At 60.6% G+C, this 25,304-nt stretch carries 26 protein-coding genes and 1 tRNA gene; 2 read left to right on the top strand and 25 right to left on the bottom strand.

The features are described from left to right. The first annotated feature begins 154 nt into the window (after positions 1 to 154). Both mnmA and ASD46_RS13895 read left to right on the top strand, forming a co-directional pair. Positions 155 to 1,351, top strand: coding sequence for a tRNA 2-thiouridine(34) synthase MnmA (mnmA, locus tag ASD46_RS13900; protein WP_035199644.1), 1,197 nt, complete (start codon positions 155 to 157; stop codon positions 1,349 to 1,351). A gap of 135 nt (positions 1,352 to 1,486) precedes the next feature. Next, a tRNA-Met gene (locus tag ASD46_RS13895) sits at positions 1,487 to 1,563 on the top strand. A 209-nt stretch (positions 1,564 to 1,772) separates the two neighbouring features. Here ASD46_RS13895 and ASD46_RS13890 read toward each other — a convergent pair. From ASD46_RS13890 to ASD46_RS13770, 25 genes are all read right to left on the bottom strand, one after another. Continuing rightward, positions 1,773 to 3,017, bottom strand: coding sequence for an acyltransferase family protein (locus tag ASD46_RS13890; RefSeq protein WP_060642477.1), 1,245 nt, complete (start codon positions 3,015 to 3,017; stop codon positions 1,773 to 1,775). 118 nt (positions 3,018 to 3,135) lie between these two features. Continuing rightward, positions 3,136 to 3,744, bottom strand: a complete 609-nt coding sequence (locus tag ASD46_RS13885; RefSeq protein WP_060642476.1) for a hypothetical protein — start codon at positions 3,742 to 3,744, stop codon at positions 3,136 to 3,138. Between the two features lie 12 nt (positions 3,745 to 3,756). Continuing rightward, positions 3,757 to 5,346 carry a DUF2793 domain-containing protein gene (locus tag ASD46_RS13880; RefSeq protein WP_060642475.1) on the bottom strand — a complete coding sequence of 530 codons (1,590 nt, stop codon included), beginning with the start codon at positions 5,344 to 5,346 and terminating at the stop codon, positions 3,757 to 3,759. Next, the gene (locus ASD46_RS13875; protein ID WP_060642474.1) at positions 5,346 to 5,942 is read right to left on the bottom strand and encodes a YmfQ family protein; all 597 of its coding nucleotides are present in this window, start codon (positions 5,940 to 5,942) and stop codon (positions 5,346 to 5,348) included. Before ASD46_RS13875 ends, ASD46_RS13880 begins: the two co-directional genes overlap by 1 nt. A 14-nt stretch (positions 5,943 to 5,956) precedes the next feature. Then, positions 5,957 to 7,096 carry a baseplate J/gp47 family protein gene (locus ASD46_RS13870; RefSeq protein WP_060642473.1) on the bottom strand — a complete coding sequence of 380 codons (1,140 nt, stop codon included), beginning with the start codon at positions 7,094 to 7,096 and terminating at the stop codon, positions 5,957 to 5,959. After that, complete coding sequence (locus ASD46_RS13865; RefSeq protein ID WP_060642472.1) at positions 7,096 to 7,560, bottom strand: phage GP46 family protein; 465 nt, start codon at positions 7,558 to 7,560, stop codon at positions 7,096 to 7,098. Before ASD46_RS13865 ends, ASD46_RS13870 begins: the two co-directional genes overlap by 1 nt. A 54-nt stretch (positions 7,561 to 7,614) precedes the next feature. Beyond that, positions 7,615 to 8,136, bottom strand: a complete 522-nt coding sequence (locus ASD46_RS13860; RefSeq protein WP_060642471.1) for a phage baseplate assembly protein domain-containing protein — start codon at positions 8,134 to 8,136, stop codon at positions 7,615 to 7,617. Continuing rightward, entirely contained in the window at positions 8,133 to 9,335 is a 1,203-nt protein-coding gene (locus tag ASD46_RS13855) for a phage baseplate assembly protein (protein ID WP_060642470.1), read from the bottom strand. Before ASD46_RS13855 ends, ASD46_RS13860 begins: the two co-directional genes overlap by 4 nt. Beyond that, positions 9,335 to 10,579, bottom strand: a complete 1,245-nt coding sequence (locus ASD46_RS13850) for a DNA circularization N-terminal domain-containing protein (protein ID WP_060642469.1) — start codon at positions 10,577 to 10,579, stop codon at positions 9,335 to 9,337. The genes ASD46_RS13855 and ASD46_RS13850 overlap by 1 nt, the downstream gene beginning before the upstream one ends. Beyond that, positions 10,579 to 12,966 carry a phage tail tape measure protein gene (locus ASD46_RS13845; RefSeq protein WP_162248392.1) on the bottom strand — a complete coding sequence of 796 codons (2,388 nt, stop codon included), beginning with the start codon at positions 12,964 to 12,966 and terminating at the stop codon, positions 10,579 to 10,581. The genes ASD46_RS13850 and ASD46_RS13845 overlap by 1 nt, the downstream gene beginning before the upstream one ends. A gap of 215 nt (positions 12,967 to 13,181) precedes the next feature. After that, positions 13,182 to 13,655: a hypothetical protein gene (locus ASD46_RS13840; protein WP_060642467.1), complete on the bottom strand. Its 474-nt coding sequence runs from the start codon at positions 13,653 to 13,655 to the stop codon at positions 13,182 to 13,184. Next, positions 13,655 to 14,017, bottom strand: coding sequence for a phage tail tube protein (locus tag ASD46_RS13835; protein WP_060642466.1), 363 nt, complete (start codon positions 14,015 to 14,017; stop codon positions 13,655 to 13,657). The genes ASD46_RS13840 and ASD46_RS13835 overlap by 1 nt, the downstream gene beginning before the upstream one ends. 16 nt (positions 14,018 to 14,033) lie before the next feature. After that, on the bottom strand, positions 14,034 to 15,521 hold the full coding sequence (locus ASD46_RS13830; protein ID WP_060642465.1) for a phage tail protein: 1,488 nt from the start codon (positions 15,519 to 15,521) through the stop codon (positions 14,034 to 14,036). Next, positions 15,521 to 15,703: a DUF2635 domain-containing protein gene (locus ASD46_RS13825; RefSeq protein WP_060642464.1), complete on the bottom strand. Its 183-nt coding sequence runs from the start codon at positions 15,701 to 15,703 to the stop codon at positions 15,521 to 15,523. The genes ASD46_RS13830 and ASD46_RS13825 overlap by 1 nt, the downstream gene beginning before the upstream one ends. An 8-nt stretch (positions 15,704 to 15,711) precedes the next feature. Next, entirely contained in the window at positions 15,712 to 16,290 is a 579-nt protein-coding gene (locus ASD46_RS13820) for a hypothetical protein (RefSeq protein ID WP_060642463.1), read from the bottom strand. Then, positions 16,290 to 16,727, bottom strand: a complete 438-nt coding sequence (locus tag ASD46_RS13815) for a gp436 family protein (protein ID WP_060642462.1) — start codon at positions 16,725 to 16,727, stop codon at positions 16,290 to 16,292. Before ASD46_RS13815 ends, ASD46_RS13820 begins: the two co-directional genes overlap by 1 nt. A 64-nt stretch (positions 16,728 to 16,791) precedes the next feature. Further along, entirely contained in the window at positions 16,792 to 17,061 is a 270-nt protein-coding gene (locus tag ASD46_RS13810; protein ID WP_060642461.1) for a hypothetical protein, read from the bottom strand. Between the two features lie 140 nt (positions 17,062 to 17,201). Then, a complete protein-coding gene (locus tag ASD46_RS13805; protein WP_060642460.1) occupies positions 17,202 to 17,648 on the bottom strand; it encodes a hypothetical protein in 447 nt (148 codons plus the stop codon). 127 nt (positions 17,649 to 17,775) lie between these two features. Further along, the gene (locus ASD46_RS13800; protein WP_060642459.1) at positions 17,776 to 18,669 is read right to left on the bottom strand and encodes a Mu-like prophage major head subunit gpT family protein; all 894 of its coding nucleotides are present in this window, start codon (positions 18,667 to 18,669) and stop codon (positions 17,776 to 17,778) included. Positions 18,670 to 18,678: 9 nt separating this feature from the next. Continuing rightward, positions 18,679 to 19,068, bottom strand: coding sequence for a hypothetical protein (locus ASD46_RS13795; RefSeq protein WP_060642458.1), 390 nt, complete (start codon positions 19,066 to 19,068; stop codon positions 18,679 to 18,681). Between the two features lies 1 nt (position 19,069). Then, positions 19,070 to 20,152: a phage protease gene (locus ASD46_RS13790; protein WP_323455128.1), complete on the bottom strand. Its 1,083-nt coding sequence runs from the start codon at positions 20,150 to 20,152 to the stop codon at positions 19,070 to 19,072. A 73-nt stretch (positions 20,153 to 20,225) separates the two neighbouring features. Further along, entirely contained in the window at positions 20,226 to 20,735 is a 510-nt protein-coding gene (locus tag ASD46_RS13785) for a phage virion morphogenesis protein (RefSeq protein WP_060642457.1), read from the bottom strand. Between the two features lie 10 nt (positions 20,736 to 20,745). Further along, entirely contained in the window at positions 20,746 to 21,843 is a 1,098-nt protein-coding gene (locus ASD46_RS13780) for a phage minor head protein (protein WP_156390060.1), read from the bottom strand. 119 nt (positions 21,844 to 21,962) lie between these two features. Beyond that, positions 21,963 to 23,582: a DUF935 domain-containing protein gene (locus ASD46_RS13775; RefSeq protein WP_060642455.1), complete on the bottom strand. Its 1,620-nt coding sequence runs from the start codon at positions 23,580 to 23,582 to the stop codon at positions 21,963 to 21,965. Continuing rightward, on the bottom strand, positions 23,582 to 25,192 hold the full coding sequence (locus tag ASD46_RS13770) for a hypothetical protein (RefSeq protein ID WP_323455129.1): 1,611 nt from the start codon (positions 25,190 to 25,192) through the stop codon (positions 23,582 to 23,584). Before ASD46_RS13770 ends, ASD46_RS13775 begins: the two co-directional genes overlap by 1 nt. Positions 25,193 to 25,304 lie beyond the last annotated feature (112 nt).

Below are 25,304 nucleotides of genomic sequence, written 5' to 3'. Positions count from 1 at the left end.
GTACTTGCGTGCGCGGCCATTCCTTTCTATATGCAGCCCTTAAATCCGCATGGTGGCGAGGCAGGACAGTCTTTTTCGACTAAGGCTTGCCGCAGCGGATGACCGACAGGCGGCGGGGCCTTTACCCCCGTTATGACTGACGATGGGAAAAAACGTGAATACGCTCGATTTTGACAAGAGGCCGGAAGACACCCGGATCGTTGTCGCCATGTCCGGTGGCGTCGATTCTTCGGTTGTGGCCGGTATCCTCAAGCGCGAGGGCTATGACGTCCTCGGCATAACTCTCCAGCTTTACGACCACGGTGCGGCTGTGCACCGCGCCGGCTCCTGCTGTGCGGGACAGGATATTGACGATGCGCGCAGGGTCTGCGAAACGCTCGGCATTCCCCACTATGTGCTGGATTATGAAGCGCGGTTCCGCGAAACCGTCATCAATCCCTTTGCCGAAGCCTATGCGATGGGTGAAACGCCGATCCCCTGCGTTGCCTGCAACCAGACGGTAAAATTCGCCGATCTGCTCGCCACTGCTCAGGAACTCGGCGCAGATGCGCTGGCGACCGGCCACTACATCCGCTCGCGTCCCAATCCCGTTGCCGGCCAACCGGGACGCCGCGCGCTCTATCGCCCGATCGATAGCGATCGTGACCAGAGCTGGTTCCTGTTTGCAACGACGCAGGAGCAGATCGACTATCTGCGGTTTCCGCTCGGCGGCCTCTCAAAGGCCGAAACACGCGCGCTGGCGGAAGATATGGGTCTCGTCGTCGCCAAGAAGGCCGACAGTCAGGACATCTGTTTCGTACCTCAGGGCAAATATACCGATATCATCAACAAGCTGAAGCCGAATGCGGCGTTGGCGGGCGATATCGTCCATCTGGACGGGCGCGTACTCGGCCGCCATGACGGTATCGTGCATTATACCATCGGTCAGCGCCGGGGTATTGGTGTCGCGACTGGGGAGCCGCTGTATGTCGTGCATCTCGATGCGCGTGGCCGCAGGGTCATCGTCGGTCCGCGGGAGGCGCTGGAGACCCGCCGTGTCTATCTGCGAGACATGAACTGGCTTGGCGATGGCGCGCTTGCGGACGAGGCCGGGCAGGGCTTTGCCTGCTTCGCCAAGGTGCGCTCCACCCGCCCGCCAACCGAAGCGATGTTGCATGCCGATGAAAACGGCATCTACGTGGATTTGATGACCGGCGAGGCGGGTGTCGCTCCCGGTCAGGCCTGCGTGCTCTATTCTGCACCGGGCGCGGATGCCCGCGTTTACGGTGGTGGTTTCATCGAACGTTCGGAACGCTCGGTGGACGCCGAGGCTTCGCTGAAGGCGCTTTTGGAAAAGCCGGTTGCTGCCTGAAACAAATCGGTTTTCACCGCCGTGTGGAAAGCGAATTTTTTGCGCGTCATGCGCTTGACACTTTGGGGAGCGGCACCTTATAAGCCGCTCATCCTGATGGAGCGGACGGTCACATGGCTGTCACGTTTTCCCTGTGGCGGGGTAGCTCAGGTGGTTAGAGCAGCGGAATCATAATCCGCGTGTCGGGGGTTCAAGTCCCTCTCCCGCTACCATTCATCTTCAATGAGAAAAGCAAAGTTTGCGTCGTCTTCTGGACGTACGTTGAGAATTTGCGGCATTCCTCGCTGTACCCTGTAGCGCGATTTCGGAATTTTGACACGAGAAATCGGAATTTCTGTCAATTCCAAAGCTCCTGTCAAAATCCGCAGTTGGCTGGTTCGGCCGCTCACAAACGAGTGCTACAGACGCTTTAAGCGTCCCTTTAGGCGCCTTTAAAAGAAGGAACGCTTGAACACTGTGCCGGTGCTGTCGCTTGGGTCGCAATAAGAGCTTTAATCGCTGATTGCGTCCGCTTCGTCCACCATTCATCGATTTTGGTCAGCACATAAGATGCTGCGGCCAGAGAAGCGACGAATACGATCGTGACGATAGTAAGGGCTGGGACCTTGCCCAATGGCGCAACGTAGATAAGCACCAAGCTTACCAGAGAACTCATTATCAGCATGTGGACGGCATACATGGCAAACGAATACCGGCCCAACGCGACCAGCCATTTTGCATTCATCACGTTCCTGACGAGTTCGTTCCCCACCACGCCGAGAATGAAACTCACACCAGCTAAGGTGTAGATCAACCAACCTTTCTGATCGTCACTACCCCAAGGGATGAACGCTGTGGGCCAGTAAGCCGCGTTTGCGGGACTGAACCGATAGAAAAGAAAGCCAATCACAATGAGGCCAAGAGATACGGGAAGTTTCAGCGAAAACTGCGGGCGCTGATACAAAAAGGCTGAAAGGGCAGTCCCGACCACAAAAGGGGTCAAGCGCCAAGCAGTGAACTGGAGAGCAATAAAAGCTAATCCAGTCAGTACGTAGACAACTCTCATTGGAGCTTTGAAAAACACCATGGCGAGACCAAAGGTAATGAAGCTGCCGTACAGTTCGTGATGCATTGTCCAAAGGGACACATTGAACTCGCTCCTGTTCTCAAAAAGCGTTCCAAACAGGCCTTGCCAGAGAGCGGTAGCAAAATCCGGTACAAAGTGTTCTGTTGCGTTAGGGAAGCCATAGCTAGCGAACCAGGTTGAGCCGGATATTTCTGAAGCTGTTTTCGAATAGTTCCATCCTAGAACAGTGATCAGATAGGAACCCATCACAGTCAAAAACACTAATAACATCAGTCGGGGGAATCGGTTTAGCGCCGCCACAGCGATCGTGCTTGTGTTGCCTCCTGATCGAAAGAAAGAGAGCGGTAGTACAACGCCGGAGAGGACGAAAAACACTACAACGGCTGCTGAGCCGTTTGTCAGCGCTGAATAGAGATTTCGGCTAACGCCCGTCAAGTTACCCGGCTGAGCGAAGCAACCAAAAAAGTGACCAGCCACTACGGAGCAGGCTGCAAGGCCACGGATAGCCTCCAATTCACCGCGCTTTTCGCGCTTCAACTCGCTTGCCATGTTCCCCCCGGAAAATGTCGTTTCTACATAAGCGCGGTTCGACTGAGCCATATCTTCCGCTGTGTCAACAGCAATGTAAGCGAGAACTAATTCAACCGCATTCAACTTTTGCTACGAAGTGTCATGCGATCTAGGATTGGCGACTTCAGATTGCTCATTTGTCTGCGTGTTACGCCGGCGCTCCTTCAGGCCAAACTATGGCTTCAACGGCCTCTTGCGTTTCTGCCGCGAGAACCAGCGCAGTGAGGTTGGCAAGTTTGGTTTGCCCATGGACTACATGCGCTTTTCCGTCGCGGCCTGCTTGCTGGATTTGGGCGGCAGTATGCATTTTCCAACTCCATTGACCGTCAGTGTCGCGTACCCAGAAAGGCGTTTCCCAATCTTCAGAAAGTCCCGGGACGATACTGTCGGTGACCGAACCCATAAGATTGAGCTGATCTTTGATGTTGCTCGGATAGTTGTGCACCGCCCCAAGCGCCGACGAGGTGAAGCCGCTGATGATCATCTGCTCGCAGGCACCGGACAAACCGGCTATGCGGCGCTGGCGGGCGGCGTCCAAAGCACTTGATGCTACGATGAGACCATATGGCGTGAGAACCCCCTGAAGCGCCGCATCAGTTTGCTCCCCATCATCGTCAGAAGGCCAACGGGTCGGGTTAATGCCGCCTTCCAGCCATGCGAGGAATTCTGGATCGTCATCCTGGATAAGAGAGGTACGAGCCGATGAAAACAGACGCCCGTCGTCAGCGCGCCAGTACCAGTTATTGGGCAAAAACATGATCTCACTCCTTTAATAGTAAAAGCCACCATTGATGGTGCCGGCAGAGGAGCCGGGGAAGTAATTTGCGCCGCCACCAGACGTATCGATCACGCCCGCTGATGCGGCGTTGAAACGTGGGCCTGCGAACGAGCCGGCAGGGGATATGGTGATGTTTGCGAACCGCGCCACACTAGAAAGAACGGCCTCTGCTGCCCCTGCTGCCCAAGATACCGGGGCGATGAAGATAGTGCACGGTGAGGTGCCGGGTGCTCCATTGAAGATGCCGCCTGTGTCGGTGTGAATAAGCGCGCGCATCTGCCTCTGGACGCCATCACCTCCGTTCACAACGATCTGGTTTAGGGCGGTACTGACGCCGTTCTCAACCACGTAGATCGCCATATAAGCCGGGTTGTTGAGCAACGATTTGATGCTGATAGTATCAAGGGCGACAAAGCCGCCGAGTGCACCGACAGAAAAAGCAGTGCCGCTTGCCGTTGTGTTTTCCAGCGTGAGGCCCTTCAGGGTGACGCGTCCCGCTCGGCTGGCGAAAGAAGCCGGAGCGCCAGCACCAATGGGACCACTCGTGATGATGTAATCCGCACCGTTGCCCTCGATCGTAATCGAGCCTGGGTAACGGCTGTTGATGGCAGGAGCATATGTTCCGGGATTTCCAAGAACAATCCGGACACCGAAGCTTGCACTGGTAGAGTAACGCGTTGTGATGACGTCGATGGCTCGCTGAATGGTAGCTAGGGCACGGCCAGCGGTATTTGCGCCACCATCATTATTGTCGTTACCATCAGTGCGGACATACAGAACGACATCCGCCGTTGGCACTAGCGGGACTTCCGATCGGGCAAGTCCACCGCCGAGCAACCAAGCGGTTCCGGAGTAAACGAGACGAGTTATAGACCCAATTTGAAGGTCCGCACGCTGGAGCGCAGCACCAGACATAGTGCGGATCGGGACAGCGCCAAGGCCATTCACATCAAGGGTCGCTGCCCCGGTGTTCTCGGCCAAAATCCCTACATCCAGGACCATGCCCGGCACGAGCGCCGCCGGCGCTGGGTTGAGTGTAACGGTTAAGGCGTTTGCGGTGCCTCCGGCGACGGCATAGGTCCATTTGCCTGATTGTGCATCGAGAGCAATCTTCTGAGCATAAGTGCCGGCGATCCGCAGGAAGACACGTCCATCCGGCAGGCTGATACCATGACCATCAGGTGGGGTCAGATATGACCAGGAAGACCCACCCCATTGCGCTATCGCGCCCACGTGGGTTGCCCAAATTCCCGTTGCGCCGGTCGGAATAAGATAGGTGTCGCCAACTGAAGGTGAACCGGGTGCACTCGATAGCGTCATCGAAATGACGGAGAGCCAACGACGACTACGGCTGTCGGATGACAGCCCGAGGATTTGCAGTGCCTGCCAGAGCTGCGTCCAGTCACCGTCACTCGGGACAAGGCCTGCCTCGGTGATAACCTTCAGGACTTCTTCCTGCATGCTGTTGAGGTGCAGGGCCGTGACTACGGTGCCGGCCGTTCCTGTTACGAGGTTTTCGTCGCGGAAGCCACGCCGGCCGCCGCCGATATCGATAGTGTCAGCGCCGTTGATGCGATCCATCAGGCTTCTCCGTACTTGAAAACAAGGGTTGTGTGGGCAGGCTTGTAGCGGCGCAAAACGCACTCGATTGCCGAAACTTCGAACGATCCGAGGCGATGGCCGGCGCGGCTGGTGCCTGCCCGAAATTTAGTGACCGTGACAAGGCCGGGAATGTTGACGCGCCAGACGAACTGCGATCCATCCGGCCGCAACCGCTGACCGGCGCGCAGGACGCCGGCCCGGCTCGGCCAGAATTCCTCAATGGTGATCGTGACGCCCAGCGCTGCCGCAATGGACACGAAATACGGGATCGACTGGCCTCCTCGGGCCGTCCAGCGCTGGAAGGCGAGCTGGCGGCGCTGCTGCACGGTCAGGCCGTCATTGTCGCGCCCGCAAGGATCGGGGCCAAGGCAACGCTCGAAATCCGAAAGGAGCTTGTCCGCCAGGCGCGGGTCCGTCTCGTTCATCATCGCTTCGGCCGCCGCCTCGGCGTCTGCGATGGCCTCGGCGATCGCGCCGAGGATCACGCCCATGACGCCACCGCGATAGCGGAGCGCCCAGCCAATCGGCAGTTTCGAAAACAGGCTTTGAAGGATCGTTGAAGAGGTTCTGGACATCTCTTAAAGCCCCCTCAATCCAGCCATGTGATTTCGGTGGCGATCGGGCATTCCTTGGTGCCGAGCGTGTATCTGGCGGCAGGGACGGTCAGATCGTGCGAATATTCGCCATCGGCGGCCGAGATGGCTTCCGAGATGCGCGAAGGCTCGATGGTCGCGCCGATCGGGCTTTCGTTCTCCATGTCATCTTCGTCGCCGATGGTGGCAATGAAGCGATCATAGGCGAGCTGGACCGCCGCCCTGGTCAAAGCGCCATCCGGACGAAGGCGCACGCTCACCGGCACCTCGACCAGCTCGGCCGCGACCGGGATAACGCGCGCGGTGACAGGCCGGACGCCAGTCTGGCTACCCTGCGCGCCGATGTAATTTCCGATCGCGGTCAGCTCCAGTTCGGTCGGGATGCGCGGCGCGCCGTCGTCATTCTTCAGGGCGATGACAAGGCCCACAGAGCCGCGACCGATCCAGTCCTCTACGACTTTCACGGCGTAGACGCTGGCGACGTTGCCCACCCATGCCTTGTAGTCTTGGGAAGAACCGCCCATCGGCGGCTCGCGGATGCGCTGAAGATAACGCACCTGGACTTCTTCCGGCTCTTCGTCATCAGCGCCGCCCGCAAAGGCGGTTGCGACCGTGACCTTCGAAATCTCCGGATATGCGGCAAGCGTCGAAAGCTGGACACCGCTTTCTAGATTGCCGGCGCTGCCGGCAGTGACCGCCTGGGCCGTGACGATGACGGTGCCACCGGCAGCGATCGTGCCGCCCGATGTGGTCACGTATGTGTTGGTGGCGGTCGATGTCAGCACGATGCCCGAGGCCAGAACGGTTCCGGCCACACCTTCGATCGTGACGGAACCGACTGCTTTTGTCGCGGGACGCGGCTCGATGCCCCAGATGGAGGCATGGCGAAGGATCATGGTTTCGTCGTCGGCGCTGTCCGGCATCCACTGCCGCGCCCACCATGCGATATGGTCGTGCGTCTCGCGCACTTCCGGGGCCACCGCGCTCCAGATGACGGCGAACATGCCGCGCGCTGAACGGACGGCGCGGGAAATCGCTTTCACATCCACTTCGGGGTAAATGCCGAGCAGGATCACTTCAGCGGCGGCGGCAAGGCGGGAAAAGATCGATTTCGCGGCGGGTACAGGCCAGACCATTACGCCACCTTCCGCGTCAGTTCGAGCGTGACATCCTCGACCAGGACACGATAGGCAAGCACGCCATCTCGCAGCCACCAGACTTCGATTTCTGCCGGCGTTCCGGTATCGGTCTCGGCCCAGCCGAGGCCCTCGGCGAGATAATATTCGGCGAGCTGGCGGGTGGTCTCGGTTTCCTTGGCGCGCTCCAGCAGCCACATCTTGCAGCCCGCCATGTCGCCGGCAGCATTGAGACCGTCGAGAAGCGCGCCACGGCGTTCGGAGAAGGAAATGGGGGCCAGAAACTGCGACCGGCCTTCCGGCAGCTCATCGTCTGGGGAGGCGCGGCGATCAAGACCGACCGAAAGTAGGACCGGCGTCACGGACGTTTCGTCCAGGACCAGATTGAAATCGTCATCGAGCACCAGATCGCAGCAGCGCCGCGTGGCGTCATAGGTCAAAGCGAGGTCGAAAAATCCGGTCATGGCGCGAAACTATCGCGCGCGCGCAAGCCTGATCAGGCCCGCCGTGGCGGGCGGTCAGCCGCCCAACGGCACATCAGTATCACCAAGGCCCGGCACGACACCCTTGTGCTTGTGGGTCTTGTCGATCACAACGCCGTCGTGCTTGATGCTGCCGCCGTTGACGTTCAGTCCTGTGTCATCAATCGTCATCGTCACCCCGCCCACCTTGAAGGTGACGGAACTGGCGGCCTGCACCTCGATACCGCCGCTGGCTTTGACGATAATGCGATCGCCGAACTTGTTGCCGATACCGACGTCGCCCTTGCTCAAGCCGCCGATGCGTTGCGACGGATTGGCGAGCGGCAGGATGACCATATCGCCTTCGTCGCCACCGATCGCCAGCGCGACACCGACAGCGCCGTCATCGTCGGGAACCGAGAGCAGGCCATAGGGCAACATGACTTCAAGATCATCGCGCCAGACACCTTCCGCCACCTCGGCTGAGGCCGTCTGCATCTGGCCTTCATCCTTGATGTCCTTCACGGTGACGCGACGGACCAGGCCGCGCAGCTTGTTGACGATCTCGGTCTCGCTCATAGTGCCTCCGCCTTGCCGTCCAGCGGGCCGGAACTCTTTTTCGCGGTCTTGCCCTTTCCGGCCTTGTCCGTCCGGCGCTTGCCCACCGGCTCCTTGTCGAAGGCCTCGGCCGAGCAAACGGAAATATCCGTGGTGATTTCGTCTGCCTCGGAATAACGGACGGCGGAAATCAGCAGATCGCGCTCGATGCCGAGGAAGGCATCGGAAACGGGAACCACCTGATTGACCGTCCAGAGCTGCCCGTTCACCTCATGGCCCTTGACGGTATAAGTCTGCTCGTCACCCTCGGCGCGGGACGTGCGATTGCGCCACTCGGCTTCGTCCTGGGCGCTGACCGCGCCTGCCTTGCTGCGGGCCAGATGGACAACCGGGCGATACCGTCTGATTTCGCCATCATCTGCCTTACCTGTTGCCACGGTTCCCTTGCGCTCGCGCTCGCGGGCCGAACCGTCGCCGTCGTTGCGGCTGTCCGCGCCGATAGGCTCGGCCGTGGCATCAAGGGCGGCGGCGCTGCGGGCCTTGCCCGAACGTTCCGACTGGCCGCGCACCACGGTTTTACTGAAGCGGTTAGCCGTGCTTTCGGTAGCCCGAACCGACATCACGTTGCCTGGGAGATTAATCCCATCGGGAGCACGGGTCTTACCCGTTCGGGTGATGACGATGTTGCCGACACCATCCGAAAGGATAAGGACGCTGCGCTGTCTCGACCCTTTCTCGATCGCGGAAAAGGCAGTTTCGCCAAGGTCGATCGAGTAACGGTCGAAGGCGTCGCCGGTGTCAACTTCCGTCCGGACCTTCAGGCCGAACGGCTCGGCGATTTTCGAGGCTGCGGCCTCCAGCTTGACGCCCTTCAGCTCGGCCGGACCTTCCGCCAGTGCCGAGCAGTCGATCAGATCGCCGGTCTTGTCCCGGCCGGAGATCGTTACCGATGCATTACCGTCTCTGACATCATAGGCCACCTCTTCGATGTGGCCGAGCAACACTGTGCGTTTGCCGATCATGATCTTCGCCTGCATCTGGGTTCGAAGACGCGGCAGGTTCGGCATCGAGGCGAAAGGGAACGTAGCTTCGGACGCCTCGCCATCACGAAACGTGAAGCTGAAGCTACCGGAAAAGTCCTTCAGGTCGCGGGTGACTTCGCCTGATGTCCACTGATCATAGGCCGTGCCATCGAGAAAGAGCCTGATGCTTTTGGCCATCAACCGCGCTCCAGAAATTCGATATCGCCGGCCGGCAATTGCGCCGGATGCGATGGATCATTGCGGGCGACGATATCAGCATAGACGACTTCGAGCAGTGCCGGCGTGTCGCCGGAAAGATGCTGCGCAACCAGCCAGGCGGCGGCATCGCGATTGACCGACAAGCGGCGCACGGACGGCAGGCGGCCGATCACCTCGTTGAGATCGGAGACGATCGCGGCCGTCAGCGATCGCGCAGCAGACGAGAGCGCCGAGCTGGCGGCCTGCATCATGTCCGGGGCTTTCTCCTCGACCTGGTCAACTAGTGAGGCGAGCGCCGAGGTCATGGCGGCGCGGTAACGGAGCGCTTCCTGCCGTGACACGAAATCCGCATAGGAGGATTGCTCGGCCGTCGCCGCGAGGAACTGTCCGGCCGCGCCGGCGAGCAACAGCGCATCGATCGCGGAAGGTGCCTTGCCCGCTTCCGTCAGCAGCCCCGACGAGATGGAAAGGCCGGCGCTCATCAGCGCCTGGGCGCTGGGCGTTGCGGCTACCGTTGTCGTCGCAGGTGCCACGGCCGGAACCTCGATCGTCTGGGCAATGACCGTGGCGGCCGAGCTGGCCCATGTGTCGAATGCGACGGGCGAGGACGGCGACGACGCTTCCAGCGCCGAGCGTATCTGGCTGACGGCCGAGCGAGCGTCCGGACGCGCCGTGATCGAATCGGCCAGGGAAGACGTGACGCGCCGGCTGCGAATGGTCGCTGCGGTTCTGGCGCTGGAAATGACCGTCAGCGCGATCGACGCGGCAAGCGAGGTCACGGCACTGCTGAAGCTTACGAGCGCCGAGGGCAGAAGGCCCCCGGAGAAACCGGATGCCGAAGAAGATGGCGCGCGCTTGAACCGGGCCGAAATCCGGATAACCCGCAGTTCCCGTTCCGAGAAGCGGATTTGCGCCGGCTCTTCCATGATGACCTGCATCGGGCCAAGCCATGGATGAATGAGCAATGCAGGACCGGAAGTCTCGAAGGCTTTGGCGAGGAGCCGCGCACGCACGCGATAATCGTCGCCAACATAAAGCGCTTCGATACTGATGCCGGAAGGCCCGACGCCGAAATCGTCATAGGCGGCAGGATCGACACCCGGAAACAGGTATTCGAGAACCCGCCGCCCATGGTCGCTCGATATATCGACGATGGAAAGCGGTATGCCGCGATAGAAACCCGGCAGCAGTCCTTCAGCAGCATTGAGGCTGTCGAGAAGCATCAGGGCCTCCCGACAGCGCGGCCGGTGTTGACGTTCGGCGACGGCGACGTGACGGTCGTTGTCTGGCCGACAACCTTGCCGGGACCTTCGACAACAACCTTCGCCTCGGTATTGACGTTGAGCTGCTGTGGTGCGGCCGGTGCGGTCGGCGACGCCTGTGCCGGCAGGACACCGTTCTGGTTGGCGGGCAGTACGCTGTTACGGCCAAAGCGGGTCATGTTGCGCTGGCCGGAAACGCCAAGCGCGTCCGAGACGCTTTCAATGCTGAGCGCATTCTGCACTCTCTCAAGCGCCGACGCGACGCTGTTCCACGCCTCGGCAATTCCCTGGGGAACAAGCGCACTCCAGTCGATGCCGCGATTGATGGCTTCCACCAGCGAGGCGATACCGTTCACGACCCACTCAATGGCTTTCGCAACGTCCTCAAGAACCATGACAGCGCCCAGCACTGTCTTGCCCGCGAGATCGCCGAGGAACAACATGATGCCGGACAGCATGCCGGTGATCTTGCCGCCTTCGCCGAGGCCGACAAGCTCGCGGATTGCTGTCCCGAGGCGATAGAAGCCGGTGGCAATGCCGCCGATCGCCCTGACCGCGCCACCGGCCGATTGTCCGATCGGCTCCAGCCAGTTCGCAAAACCGGAGCCGAAATCCCGGATCATTCCCCAGGCCGTAGCGATGCCGTTCAACGCGGTATCGAGGACGCGGAACGCGCCGAGCTGGACATCGCTGATCGTCAGGCCGGAGAAATCGAACTGGAGATCGAGGCCACGCATGAAGCCGGACACGAAGGTCTTCAGGTTCTGCCAGCCGGCCGTCACGTCCTGGAGCGCCCTGCCGAGGCCGGAACGAATCATCGGACCGAAGCGGTTGACGATCGCAGTCCCGACAGTCATGGCGTCGGCATAGGCCTTGCCCATGCGGTTCCACAGTTGCGACAGGCGCGGCGCGTAGCTTGACCAGTTGCGATAGATATAGACGCCAGCGGCCGCGATACCGGCAAGCGCGATGCCCACCGGGCTGAAGAGCGCTGCCAGAACCGACAGGCCCGCGCCGATCGCTGGCAATACAACGCCGAGAACGCCGAGACCGGTCGCCGCCAGGACAGCCACGCCGGCAAAGGCGAGGCCCTGCTTGACCATGCCGCCCGTCGCCGCGTCCCACCCGCGTATCCATCTGAGGCCATCCGTCAGATAGCCGTTGATCGCCGGCATCCATGTGCCGAATGCGAGACCTACTTCGCGGGACGCCTGCGTGCCGATTTCGCGGAAGATGGTGAGCTGGCGATTGAGGCCCATCATCTGGGTTTCGAAGTCGGCATCGATGGCGCTGCCTGTCGCCTTCGCGACCTCGTCCTTGATCGACTTGTATTCGTCGATGTTGCCGAGCATGGGGATCAGGAAGTCCATGACCTGCATGTCGGAGAACAGCTCGCCGAGCTTGCCAGCGCCGTAAATCTTTTCGAGCTGCTCGCGCACGGATGCCAGTGCGTCGGCGTCGGACATGCCAGCAGCCTTCGCTTTGCCCATCAGCCCCTGAATTTCCTTGCTGGAAACGCCGGTCAGCTTCGTGATCTTCTGCACCACCGCCTCGATCGGGTTGATGCCCTTCGTGACCGCATCCTGCATCACGCCCTGGATATCGACGCCCATGTCGGCAAAATTCTTGACCGTGGTCGGCGCAAGCACTTTCGACAGGAAGTTTTTCAGGTTGTTGGCGGCCTCGGCCGGATCGGACGTTCCCTTGCGGGCGATCTGGAGGGCAGCGCCGAGGAAGTTGATCGCCTCGCGGCCGGTCACGCCGAACTTCGCCATCTGCCCGGTCAGCGTCGGGAAATAGCGCGACATGTCCTTAAGCTCGAAGGAGCCGAGTTTGCCCGCCGTTACCAGCGCCCCGAGGGCATCATCCAGTTGATCGGCAGGAAGCTTCAGCGTGGTGAGAAGCGACGTGGCGACGGACGCCATGTCGTTCATCTCGGCATTGGCGGCGGTGGCGGCCCGACTGATCGATCCGATCGAGCGGTCTACCAGCCCGTTATCTACGCCGGCCGCGATCATCTGCCCCGCGCCTCGGGCGACGGTATCGGAAAGCTGACCGACATCGAGGGCGAGCTGCTCGAATTTCGCCTTCGACTGATCGACGAACGCAAACGCCGCCTGTCCTGTTAGATTTGACGTTCCGGCTATGTCGATCAATTGCTGCTGAAAAGCTGCGGCCTCCTGCATGGGGCCGAGGAAGGAAATGCCGGCAACGGCGGCGCCAACGAGACCGATCTTTCGGGCAGTATTGGCGATGCCATCAAGCGCACCTTTAACGCCGCGCAAAGGGCCGCTTAAAAGGTCCCTGAGACGGACGATGACATCAAGGTTCATGTTCCGGCTGGCCATCATCCGCCTCGCTTGAGAATAAAGCGGAAATTCTCACGCGCGCGCGAAAAAGATCAGGCCCGCCATGACGGGCGGGCCTGATTAAGTTTCGGAGAGTTCGCTAACACTCTTTCGGTATGCCATGATGCAGTTCCACCAGAACCGTATCCTATCGATCGTCATGGCCTCGATCTCGTCTGCGCTGAAGCCGGAGCCATCAGCGAGACCCCCGACCATTATCGGCCAGTCTTCGGACCACTCGTCAAAAAAGTCTCGATGATCCTCCCGCCGTCTGCGATATCGACGCCATCCATCTTATCGAACAACTTGTCCATCACCATTTCGGAAATGCGGGTCGATCGCGAAAACGTCACGATCGTCGCCTTCGCGTCGCTGGTCGACTGGATGGCCCGCAGGTCAGCGCCGTTGAAGCGATGGAAGACCAGCTCCGTGAAAACACGTTCCCGGATTTGGCCATCCTTCTTGGTGTTGAATTTGACTTCCTGAAAGAGCGGAAGCGTGACCGAGCCATTTGCGTTTGGACGCGCACGTTTCGGCAACTTCGAATCGGCCTTGGCATCCTCATCAATGATGTCTTCTGAGAGGTCCGCGCCGGTGTCCTCATCGAGAACGGTTTCCGTGCTCGAAACGATTTCCTGGTGAGCTGCGTCTTCGTCGAGGTCGATAGAGATGTTCTTTGGAGTACCCATCAGAGAAGTTCCTCGGGCGAAGATGCTGCCCATTTGAGTTCGATCTTGCCGCCCTCGCCGCCCGTGACCTCGGGGCGATCATCGACCAGGAACGCGTCGTTGAACACGTAAGTCTGCCCCGTGTCGCAAAGCACCTGCAGTTCCCCTTCGCCGGGGTCCAGCAGGTTGCCGAGGCTTTGGCCGCGTTCGAGGTTGGTCGTGGCGGTGATCTGCGACCCTTGGTACTCCTGGGCGCGGCCGACTTTGCGGCCGTAGGTCACTGCGTTGTTCTTGATGCCGCCGATGCGCAGTTTTGCGCCCTTCTCGACGGGGACGTTACGCCCCCGCCAGATGATATCGACGATGCCCAATACCTGTGTCATCGTTCAAAAGCTCCTGTTAAACCTGAAATTCGATACGGCCGGCAAAGACCATGAGATTGCCGACGATGACCACCTGCTGGCGGCTTTCGAGCCTGTTGCGATCGTACGTGGAACGCTGGAAGACGCTTTCCTTGAGGGTGCGCTGCACGTTCTCGATCCAGACCTTTTCACCATAGAGCTTACATCGAGCCGCCCAGGAGCCAGCCATGCGCTTGGGCGTCACTACGGCTGTGCCGGGGGCCTGGTCATCGTCCTGGCGGCTGGCGAACGACGCGTCGCTGTCATCATCCACGAGCTTGGAGCGCGGGTACATCAGGTTGATGTAGACAGACCAGTCATAACGGATGCGGCTCATGGTAACCGGCACCATGATGTCCAGCCAGGCGCGGTCGGCGATGTCGAGCGTTGTCTTCTTGTAGGTCGTGATCATGCGCGAGATGGTGACCGCACCATCCGACAGGCAGTCGAAGGTGGAAATGCCGTTGCGCAGCAGCAGATCGTTTTCCTCGTCGAGGAACTGATCCGCCTCGTCTGGGGCTTCGACGCCTGGCAGGACGAGAGACTTCAACTGGCGGGCCGGGTCGTTGGTCAGGTGGAACGACGCTATACCCATTGCCGAAGCGGCCATCGCCCAGGAGGGCGTCGGGCTTCTCTTGAGGCCTGCCGTCGTGAGGAACGGCGAGTTCGTCAGATTGCCGAAGGTGGTGAGCTGGCCGTAAGTGCCACCCATGAACACGAAGCCATGGCAATCGAGCTTGGATGTCGCGAGATAACGCACCCGAAGGAACTCGGCCGTTTTGGCAAGGTTGGTCGCATCGGACCATGGATGCGTCAGCTTGGTTGCCCAGGTGCTGACAAGAAGATCGAGCGCCGGCTGCACATCTGGATTTCCAGAGCCGCCCGCCATGGCGACGACAGTGCAAGTCAGACCGGCCGGAAGCGGTTGAACCTTGGTATCGACGCGCAGATCGATCTCATTGCCGACCTCCCCACCATGCCGGGAGGTGACGGTCACGACGCCGGCTGCGGCCGACGCGGTCACTACCATGTCGAGATCGGCATTGATGGCTGCGGCAAGCTTGGTCGCAAGAGCCGCGACGGCATCGCCGGACAGCGCGGTCATGCGGACTTGCCGGCCGCCAATCTTGAAGCGCAGGACGACGGAGCTAGAGGGCGAACCGGCGAAGGTGAAGGTGCCGGTTGCCTTCACCGCAGCGCCGGCGTCGGCGGCAGCGATGACGAACAGAGGCGTGTTGCGGTTCGCCTTTTTGAAGTAGGCAACCTGTTCCGCGCCAATCGACCCACGGCCGAAGAGCGCCACGGCCTGATCGGCACGGGTAACTTCCTGGATCACGCCGGCAGCAAGCGTCCCGGTGGCAAGCTTCTGGCCAATGATGAAGGCCTTCTCGGGCCACGGCAGAATGCCGACGTTGCGATAGTTCGGCCCGATTTCTAGCAATGTCGCAGGTTCGAGGCGATCGACGGGGATTTCGTTGAAATCCATTATTTGTCTCCTTCAGGCTTTTTGGCCGGCTCACGCGGCTTTTCGATCAGATCGCTGTCAGCAATGCGCCGGCGCGTGAAATGCGTGTCCGGATCGTGCAAACCTTCCTTCGGCCATTCAGAGCCATCCGGGAGGTGGACCGTGCGGCCCTCGGCCGCGATGAGAATTTTCTGGGTGGCCATGGCCGGGTTTACTCCTGGGGTGGTTGAAGTTCGTCGGAGACGGTGTCGGGCGAGCCGTTGACGGACCAGGTGATGCCAAGGGCCTTGAAGTCGTCGAGCTGCATCTTTCCGGTCGCAGCGGCACGGCATGCGAAGCTGAAGGTGAAATCGACCTGGGCAATCGCGACGTTGTCGTCGCTCCAGCCATCGGCAATCACACTGTTGGCAAGCGTTACGCTAGTGACGCCCTGGCCATCGAAGTTGACGCCCTGGAGAAGCACTGAGGCGACATCGACCATGGCGTCCATGCCGATGTCGTACTTGTCGCCTTTAAGGCGGGCTTCAAGGCCACTTGACACGGCACTTACGAGGATCAACCGCCACAGCATGTTGCCCTTCAGCATGCGGCCATTGTCAGCGTCCGGCTTCATGCCAGTCCAGGCGAGACCGATGTAAGGCGTCTGGTTCGCGATCCTGGTGAACTGCTTGATGCTCAAAACCTGCGGTACGCGCTCGATCGTGAAAATCTTCTCCGGAAACGCGATCCGAAGCCGCTCGATGATCAGCGGCTCCTGGTTGCGGATTGGCATCAGGGGAAACGTATCCATCAGAAGCCCCTCAACGTGTCGAAGGTGACGATGCGTTCACGATCGGCGATGCGCGGGCCGGAGCCAACCGCGTTGCCGCCTGTGGGCGATGCCAACGGAATATCCAGGTGTACGATTTCCTTGGCCACGTTCTCCAGCCACTTGATGACCTCGGCGCGCCCCTTTGCCATTTCCTCCGAGGGACTGGAGCGCTCCGTGTCGGCCAGATCGTAACGGGCAAGGATGCAGGTGGCGCGCACAAGGTCTTTCGGGGGATTGGCGATCGGCGTCAGGTAGCGCCCGCGAATGTAGCTGTTGATCAGCTCGCTGGCGTCGATCAGCGCGGTGTTGACCTTTTCCACGTTCGGCGTCTCGGCGACCCGATCCTCCGGATTGGACAGGCGCACGATCTGCACCTCTCCAAAGCGGGCGATCATGTCGGTGACGGTGGCGTACATGGCAAAGTCTCTCCAGTGGGGAAAAGGGCTGACCCGAAGGCCAGCCCCGGAAAAGTCAGTTCGATCAGCAGTAAATCCAGCGGCGGTAGTGCAGAGACTGGCCGCTGGTCAGCCAGCTTTCGCGATAGATGTCCTTCAGCTTGCCGATGACCTTGAAACTGGAGACCTTCGGCAGGGCGAGATGTGCCCAGAGGAAGGCCGCAGGCTTGGCCACGGCGTGCACCACGAAGCGCACGAGGTTCCGGGCGAAGACGACAGTGTCTTTGGCGAACGTCGAGAACGCGGTGATGCAGGCGAAGAATGCGAGGCTGAAGTAGCCGTAACGTCGTGTCATGCAGATTTCCTCTTGGGTTGGCTTCAGGGTTTTGCCGCTGTTGCCGATGGCGGAGTTTCAAGACCATCGGTGGGCTTCGGGGCGATTGGTCCGGCAACCTAATCCGGTCCGCCAGCCCCTCGCGGCGCTCCCGTCAGGAATTACTTCTTGCCGGTCTTTTTGCCGTCGCCATCGCCGCCCGCCTCGGTGGCGGGCTGCTGATTTTCCGAGGCGGCTGCCTGGGCGGCCTCCAATGCGGCGACTTTCCCTTCAGCTGCCTTCAGCTTCTTGCCGAGTTCGTCCATTGCGTTGTCGTGGTTCGCCTTCGCGTCAGCGAGCTTATCAGCGACGGCGTCTGCAACAGCCTGATTGAAGCTTTCCTGAAGTTTCCGGCGCTCGATCTCGACGCGGGCACTAACGGCGGCCGAGATGTCATCGCTGGAGGCGGCACTACCTGCGGCTTCTTGGACGATGAAGGCGGGATCGGCGCGGAACGCGGCGAGCTGTTCTTCCGTCCAGTGGCCGGCGTCATAAACCGCCTGGGCGGGATGCTCGATACCGTTGCGGCGAATGCCCGGTTTCGAGCAAATGATCTGGATTTTCGACATGTGTGGTTCCTTGGGCTTCGGGTTTCGGGAAAGCGGCGGATGTGGCCGTTTTCCGGAAACCCGCCAGCAATCGGGAGGATGATTGCTGGCGGTCGATCGAGCGATGTGGAACGCTCGACCCTTGAGGTCAGGCAAGGTGCGGAATGACTTCCACGCGAGCCGTCTTCGCCCAGACGTTGGTTTCACCGCCGTTGATCAAAGCAGCTTCGACAACCTGTCGGGCCTGCGCTTCGAGGTTCGGCGGCACAAGAAGAACAGTCGGACGAATGGCCTTAACCTGGCCGTCGCGCTGGCGAATGTTCTGCATGGCGGCACGGGCGGCCGTGTAGTTTTCAACGTTGAGGGTGGCTTTCGACTTGTAGGCAAGCTGCCAGAGGCCAAACCCTGCATTGCCGCGCGTGTCTGCACCCCAGACATATTCTGCCTTCCAGAAGACGTTCGGGTCTTTTTCGTCGAACATCTGCGTCAGCTTGATCGGCTTGCGGATTTGCCAGACCATGGGTTTAAGAACCTGCGTATCGTCGATCAGATACCAGGCTGGGCCGGCGCCATCGGTGAAGTTCGAAACCGAGATAACATTGCCCTGCTCGTTATAGCCGGGGTGGTCGGCGTCGAAGTAATACTGGCCGTCATAGCAGAGCGTCGTTTCGCCCTTCTTGAACAGCGGCCACACCAGGCTGTCAGGGAATGCGCCGCCGTCCTGGCCGAACTGTGCCGCAACCGGCGTGAAGATGCCGATCTGGTCGTCCTCGATCTGCTTGCGCTTGATCTTGAGGGTCTTTTCGAAATCGCGGTTGGCGATCTGATAAAGCGTCGCGCCGACATCATGGGCGACACGGTCACCGATCCATTCGCGGAAGCCGGGGAGATCGTCCAGGCGCGGGTACTGGTTGGCGAAGGTGGTGGAAGTCACCGTCATCGCGATCTTCTGGTAGAACGGCGTGACAGTACCCATCGATTGATTGAAGATGGTGGAAAGCGAGGTGTAGATGCCCCGCAAATTGGCGACGTTAATATCCATCGTGGTTCCTTAGAGGGGCTTCAGCCAGACGCCGTCAGCGTCGATGGCATCGATTTTTCCGGCCGGCAGCAATGCGCCGGCGGCGAGCGTGAAGGTATCGTCGGCCGAGGCGTAGACCGTCTTGCCGATATCGGCCGGGGTCGCTCCCGCCAGAGGGATAAGGGTAACTTCCTTGCGGGCATTGATCAGGCGATCGCCGGTCGCGCCATCGCGGTTGTCAACAGCTTCCTCGGCAAAGCCGATCAGCGCCACGCAAGAGGCGTGGGCGGCCGGGACAGCAGCGAGTGCGGCAGTCACGCCGATCATCGTGCCCCCGAAAATGCGGACGCCACTGAGAACGGGGTAACCGTACGAGTTGCCGGGGCGGGTCTTGCGGCGAATGTCAGCGGTAGCCGTCATGTCACATGTCCTTTCCGAAGAGCGACTTGTGCTCTTTCTTGAAGGCTTCCGGATCGACGCCCATCAGGGAGGCCACATGAAGCTCTTCGCTGGTTGCGGTTTCGCCTTCCTTCGGCGGCTGACGGTTACCGAGGCCGCCGGCGTTCAGCGACGGCATGACCTTCAGCTCCGCTTCGACCTCGGCCGGGTTCTTCATATGGCGGGCGATCATGTGCTCGCGGAGAGAAGGAACGACCTGCATCTTGGCGATCGCGGCGTCGATCACCGTTGTGGCCTTGTCCTTCGCCGTATCGGTGACGAGGGTCTCAAGGCGAGTATTGAGCGACTTGACCTGATTTTTCAGATCGGCGTTTTCCTGCTCGACGTTGGTCGCGGGCGTCGTTTTCGCCTGAAGGGCCGTAACGAGAGCGTCAGCACCGACCGTTACTTCGACGCCGGCGACTTCCGCCAGCTTCGACATCAGGGCCGCATGGGCAGTCTGGGCAGAGTGAGCCGCAGTGAGCGCCGCAAGGATCGCGGCCTCATCTGCGGTTTCCGGCAGGCCAAGCGCCTTCCGGAGAGCTTCCAAATCCATGGTGGTCTCCAAATTTTGAGAGTGAAGCGATTTCAGGTTGAGGTTGGGATCGTTGGTCAGCGCCACGCGCAGCAGCTTGTGAACCGCAAAGGGAGCTTTGGCGCTGTGGGTGAAAACCGGGGAAATGTAGCCGTAGGCTTTGCCCTGCATCATCGCGAGGCCGTCAGGCGTCCACTCGACCTTTGCCCAGACACCGTCGTCACGGCGTTCAAGTGCTGTCAGCCAGCCACGGGCAGGCGCGGAAAAACCCTGCTTTGCGGCAAGGTCGGTCGAATGGTTCTCATCGACCGGCAGCTTCTTGCCTTCGGCATTGAATGCCGAGATCAGGGCGTCGGCATTGTCCAGAACATAAGGGCCGCGACCATCGACGCCGGAGAAGCGGCCGGTCGGCAGAACGTGCAGCCATTCGGGCACCGTGGCGGCCGACTGCAACGCGACGATATGGGTCGAGACCGGCACAGCCGAGGCCGAATGAAGTGCAACAATAGTGGTCGAGATCAGGTTTCGCATGGTCCCGATATGCCATGCGGGCAAAATTCAATTCATGCCTGCGCCTGCGGGCGGGCCTGAAGGAGAGAGAATTTCAGCGGGGGGAATAGCGGCTCACAAAACCGAAGACGGTTTCGGCGATCATCGCTTCGTCATCCGACGATATACCGAGGAAGGGACGCGCGGGCAAGGTAACACTGTCGGCTTTGATAAGGTTCCCGCCGATCCGGAACCAAAGATGCGTTGCCCGCACTGGAACGATCGTCGCGCCGAACTGGTGAGCGGCTGCATAAATGACATCGGTGCCCACCTGCACCTCGTCATTGCTTGCCCTGGCATTGATGCTGTTCCGCAGGCGGCCGCTCTCGGTCAGGATGCGGGAATTGCGCTTGCCCTCGGCATATCCCGTGTTTAGCGCTTGCCACGCCTGGCCGTCCGGATCGGTTTGCGTGACGAAGCGCATATGCGTCGAGCCGACAAGCCCGACGCCGATCGCGCGCATGACCGGCGTCGTGTCCGTCATCAGCCCTTGGAGCTGGCGGAAGCTGCGCCGGACTTCCGAATCGAGAACCTGTGCCGTGATCGAGATTAACGCGCCGCTCATGCCGGGAACCTCACTGCCAGCCGGAGCCGAAGGCGTCGGTCAGATCAGAGCGGCTCACGCGCTGGAGCGAGGTCATGTAAACCGTCTTGCGATCGGCCTTCATGACGATATCGACATCGGCGCGATAGAAGACGCCGTCATGTTCGCCCACGAAAGCTGGCCGGCCACGATTATCGCGCAGCAGCTTTCCGGACTGGACGAGCTGGCCGGGAATGACGCCGATCGCGTCGGGCGTCAGAGCTTCAACTATTTGCGCCTGGCTGCGGATAGTGTCGGCCGTCAGGCGGATTTCGGTGCCGGCAGCGACATCGAGGGCGGTTCCCGTCGCCTTGTTGGCGGTCGCAACCGGCGTCCAGGCACCATCAGGCCACTTGCCCTTCAGCGCTGATTGAACGAACGCAGCGACCTGCACCTGGTCGGCGCTGACCGCCTTCAGACCAGGCGAGGTTTGCGTCAGCCACGCAGCGCCGGGATTGTAGGCGAAGGACGGATCGATGCCCCGCGGCTGATCCGTGCCGAGCTGGTCAAGGTTCGGCGGGGTGTCGGGTCTGGATTTACCGAGGCGGCGAAGACCAGGACGAGACACCGGCGTCACGAAGCAACCGCACCGGTAGCCGTTTGGCGGGTACATTTTTGCCCAGACAGGATCGGTGGCCTCGTAGCATTCGCCGTCCCATGCCTTGTGCTCCAGGCGCGGATGCAGCGCGCCGGAATGATTGTACATCCAGTAGGGAAACGCTTCGAGCGTCTCCGGAGCCGACATCTGGGCGTAGCGGCCGGCCGCATAGGCGGTGCTGAGATTGGTTTCGAAGATGATGCGGGAGCGCCAACCGCGCGAACCGTTGTACTGCCAGCCGTGGCGCGCGACGATCGCATCGAAGTCGGCGCGGAAATCTTCGAGCGTCAGGCCCTGTTCGGCGGCTTTGACGATCGCAGCCTGAAAATCCTCGACCAGCGCCTTTTTGTTTGCGCCGGCCACCATGAACATCTTCGAATGGGCCGCGTCCCAAACATCGCGATGGCTTTCGGTCGGGATGGCAGTTTTCTGGCGAAGGAAGTCGATCGCCTCATCAAACGGCAGATTGATCGCGCCCACCGTCGTCGCCATCAGAGCAACGACCAACGGCTTAAAAATTGAAGGCGGTTTAAAGGCCGTGGAAGCGTTTTTCGGGCCTGAAGCTACGGATGCCGCAAAAAGCCCCCTGAAGCGCGCCAGCGGGCCTCCTGTCATGACTGCCCCTTGAGGTCATCGATGAGTGCGGCCTGCCCGATCAGGTGTGCCATCGTCATGCCGCGCGCCATGGCTTCCGCGAGATCCTCGGCCGACAATTTGAGATCCGCGAGTTTGCGCGCCGCGTCTCGGAGATCCGTGGCCGAAAACAGGATCTCGCGGACTTCGTCGATCATGCCGTCCATGGCCGCCGCCGCGTCCTTCTCCAGGCGATTGGTCAGCTTTTCCAGCAGATCGGGTTCCTCGCGGGAATGCGCCGAGGCGAAGAGCCGATCGAGGCTTTGCTTCGCGGTCAGCGGTTTCGGCTGTGGCTTGTCCTCGGGCGGAACGACTGTCTCGATACGTCCGCCCACAAGATCGGCTCCGGCCGCAGGTGTCGGAATGCCGAGGCGGTCACGGAGAAAGCTGGCCTCGGCCGTCAAGCCATGCTTGGCGAGCTTGTCGAAAGCCTCGGCAAAATCCTTCAGCGGCACTTCGTCCGGACGGCCGATGTGGATTTTGGGGTATTCGTCCTGGGGGCCGAAATTGAAGGCGATGATATTAGGCACGAGCTGCGCATTGAGCGTGTCGGATGCGTCAAGCGCGTCGGAACGTTCAATGTCCTCCTGGACAAGGCGATGTTCCTTGGCGACGGCATGGCCACCGGAAACAGCGTCCGTCGTTGTCGTCTGGCCGAGGATCAGCTTGGAAATCTCGCGATTGTACCAGTCCGCCCGCTTTTCAAACATGTCCGTCGAGCTGCTCTTCGAGCCGACCTCGTGAAACTCGATCAGCATCTCGCGGGGGATGATGGCCGCGCAGTCGCCGGCAATGCCGGAGACCGCCCGCCACAAGACATCCTTTTCCTGCTCGGTTGCGCCCCGACCATATTTGCCGATCCGGATCGGCTGGCCGTAGTTTTGTACGAAGACCGCCCAGTCTTTCACGGTGAAGCTCTTGAACATCCAGAGCCAGACGGCAACACGGGCGATGCCTGACCGGATGGTCAAGCCCGACTTCGCCTTGGAGCGATGGACAACGAACTTGTGCGGAATGAGCGGCTCACCCGCAACGCCCTCGCGCAGCAGCAAGGTTTCTCCGTCTGTCCGGTCGAAAGTGAACCAGCGCTGTGTTCGCCAGGCCAGTGCACGCGGCAGAATGTTCCCGTTCTTGTGGTGCCAATCTGTCTCCAGAACAGAGATTGCCTTGCCGATCGCATCTAGCATGTCAAAGAGAGAGGAACGCAGCACGCCTGTCTCAATCCAATCCCGCAGGAACTCGGCGTGCTTCTTGTGTTCAGCGCTATCCGACGCGGACGTGACGGTGATCGGAAGCTGCGCCACCGATCGGCGGCGCGTGGCGAGCTGCGCGAGGTAGTGACTGTCGCGCTCCTCGATGTCCTCGGCCAGCTCGAAATACGCTTCTACCTCGCCCTGGTCTGCGGCGCGCAGAATGGACGCGAGTTTCAACGGCGTCATGCCATCGGCAGGGTGACCGGAAATCCACTGGCGAACCCCGCCCACCTGTGCGCCGGCAACTTCTTCCGTCAAATCGGCCGCGCTGACGACCTTGCCGTCCTGATCCCTCATGGAGCTGGCGAGGTGACGAGAAATCTTCTGCTTCTTCTTTTTCGCCATCAGAGCGATCCTCTCAGGTAGACATCGACAGACCCGCCACGGCGGTCTTCATCATGCATCGGCGGGCCGCCATTGTGGCCCTGCATCGGATTGTTGGGTTTGCGGTTGGTCTCGTACTCGTAGGCAATGGCCTCCTGATTGGAGGCGAACCAAGCAAGCGCGCCGGCGGGCGCGGTATCACCGTGGCGGTCGTAACCGTCAGCGCCCTTGGTCGAGTGTTCGTCCGGAACCTTGATGATGCCGTTGATGTAGGCGAGCGCCTGGTGATCGGCGAGAACGTCGGCGTCATTCGGAAACAGTACGCTCTTGTCGCCGAATGCCTCTATATAACCCGGCATGTTGGCTGCGTACCATTTGGCCGAAAGCATCACTTCATGGATGCATTCCCCCCAGCGCTGGCGGGCCTTTTCGGCAAGGTATTGGCCGTTGCCTCGCGCATCGAGCGCGCCGCCGATCAGACGCGGCAGTGCATCGCCGACATAGAAGAGAATATCGCGCTGCTGGTCGAACGGGATGTTCTTCAGTTCGACGATCAGGCGAGCACGGCGAATGAGATCAGGCCCGATCTCGAAGACCACGATTGCCGTCTTGTCACCGGAGCGGGCGAAGTCTTCACCGAAGCTGTGTTCGCGGTCTTTGTCGAGCCGGTCTAAAAGCGGCTTCAAGAGGCCTTCACAGAACTCTTCAGCCTGTTCGGCGCGCTCGAAATCGTCGAGGTTTTTGAACTCGTCCGGCCGGTCCCACCGAATGACGGCCGGCAGATCGGCACTCATGCAGCGCTCGATCAGGACGCGGGTCAGTGCCGATCCTTCCGCCTCGGCCGGGATTGCGTCCAGCTCCTGTTTCATCTTGGAGGTGCGCGTGCCGTAGGCCGAACGGATTTTCGCTTCCCAGGCGTCTTCTTTTTCCTGTGACCATTCTTCGCCCTTGATCAGGCAGACGCGTTTGAACAGGCCGTTCTTGACCGCGTCGCCGAAGGTGAAGGTGTGGAAGTTGAAGCCGTTCTTTCCGGCCTCCGCTTCCTTGATCAGTTCGTTGAACGGGTTGCTGACGCCATTGTGCGAGGAAATGATGCGGACCTTGCCGCCCCAGATCAGAAGTGCGGCGACGGAATCAATGACGGCGCGAACATCACGGTGGAAGGCGGCTTCGTCGATGCAGACCGTGCCCTGAAGACCGCGAATGTTTTCCGGACGGGAAGAAAGCGCCTCGATGCGGAAACCGGACTTGAAGCGGATGATATAGCTGGAGATCGCGTTCGTGGTGCCGTCGTCGCGCTGATCGAAGAAAATACCATCCTCGATCGTCAGCAGTTCCTTGGCGACGGTCTTCGCGAAATGCGCGGCATAGCCGATGAATTCCCGGCCTTTGGGCTTGGTGTCGGGAATATAAAAATAGTTCTGCCCGCCTGCTGATCGCTGGGCGGCGGCAATCAGGGTCGCGTCGAGCGCCTCGGCGAAAGTGATGCCCGTGCGTCGGCCCTTGGCGCAGCCCTTCAGGATGTTGTCGTCGGCAAGCCACTCGGCCTGGTGCGCCATAAGCACGCCCTCGGCCAGCGGGTCGAGATCGGCCGGAATATCGGCACCACGAGGCAATTCGACCGGCAACATGGCCGGATCGATCGGAAGTACTGGCGGGTCGGTCCATTTGCCCTGCGGCAAACCGGGCAAGGCTTCAGCCACGCTGTTCCTCCATGCACGCAAGACCGGTCCCTTTGCAGGA

Source organism: Rhizobium sp. Root491 (assembly GCF_001427205.1).
GTDB classification, from domain to species: Bacteria; Pseudomonadota; Alphaproteobacteria; order Rhizobiales; family Rhizobiaceae; genus Agrobacterium; species Agrobacterium tumefaciens.
This window is presented reverse-complemented; position numbering and strand designations above follow the sequence as displayed.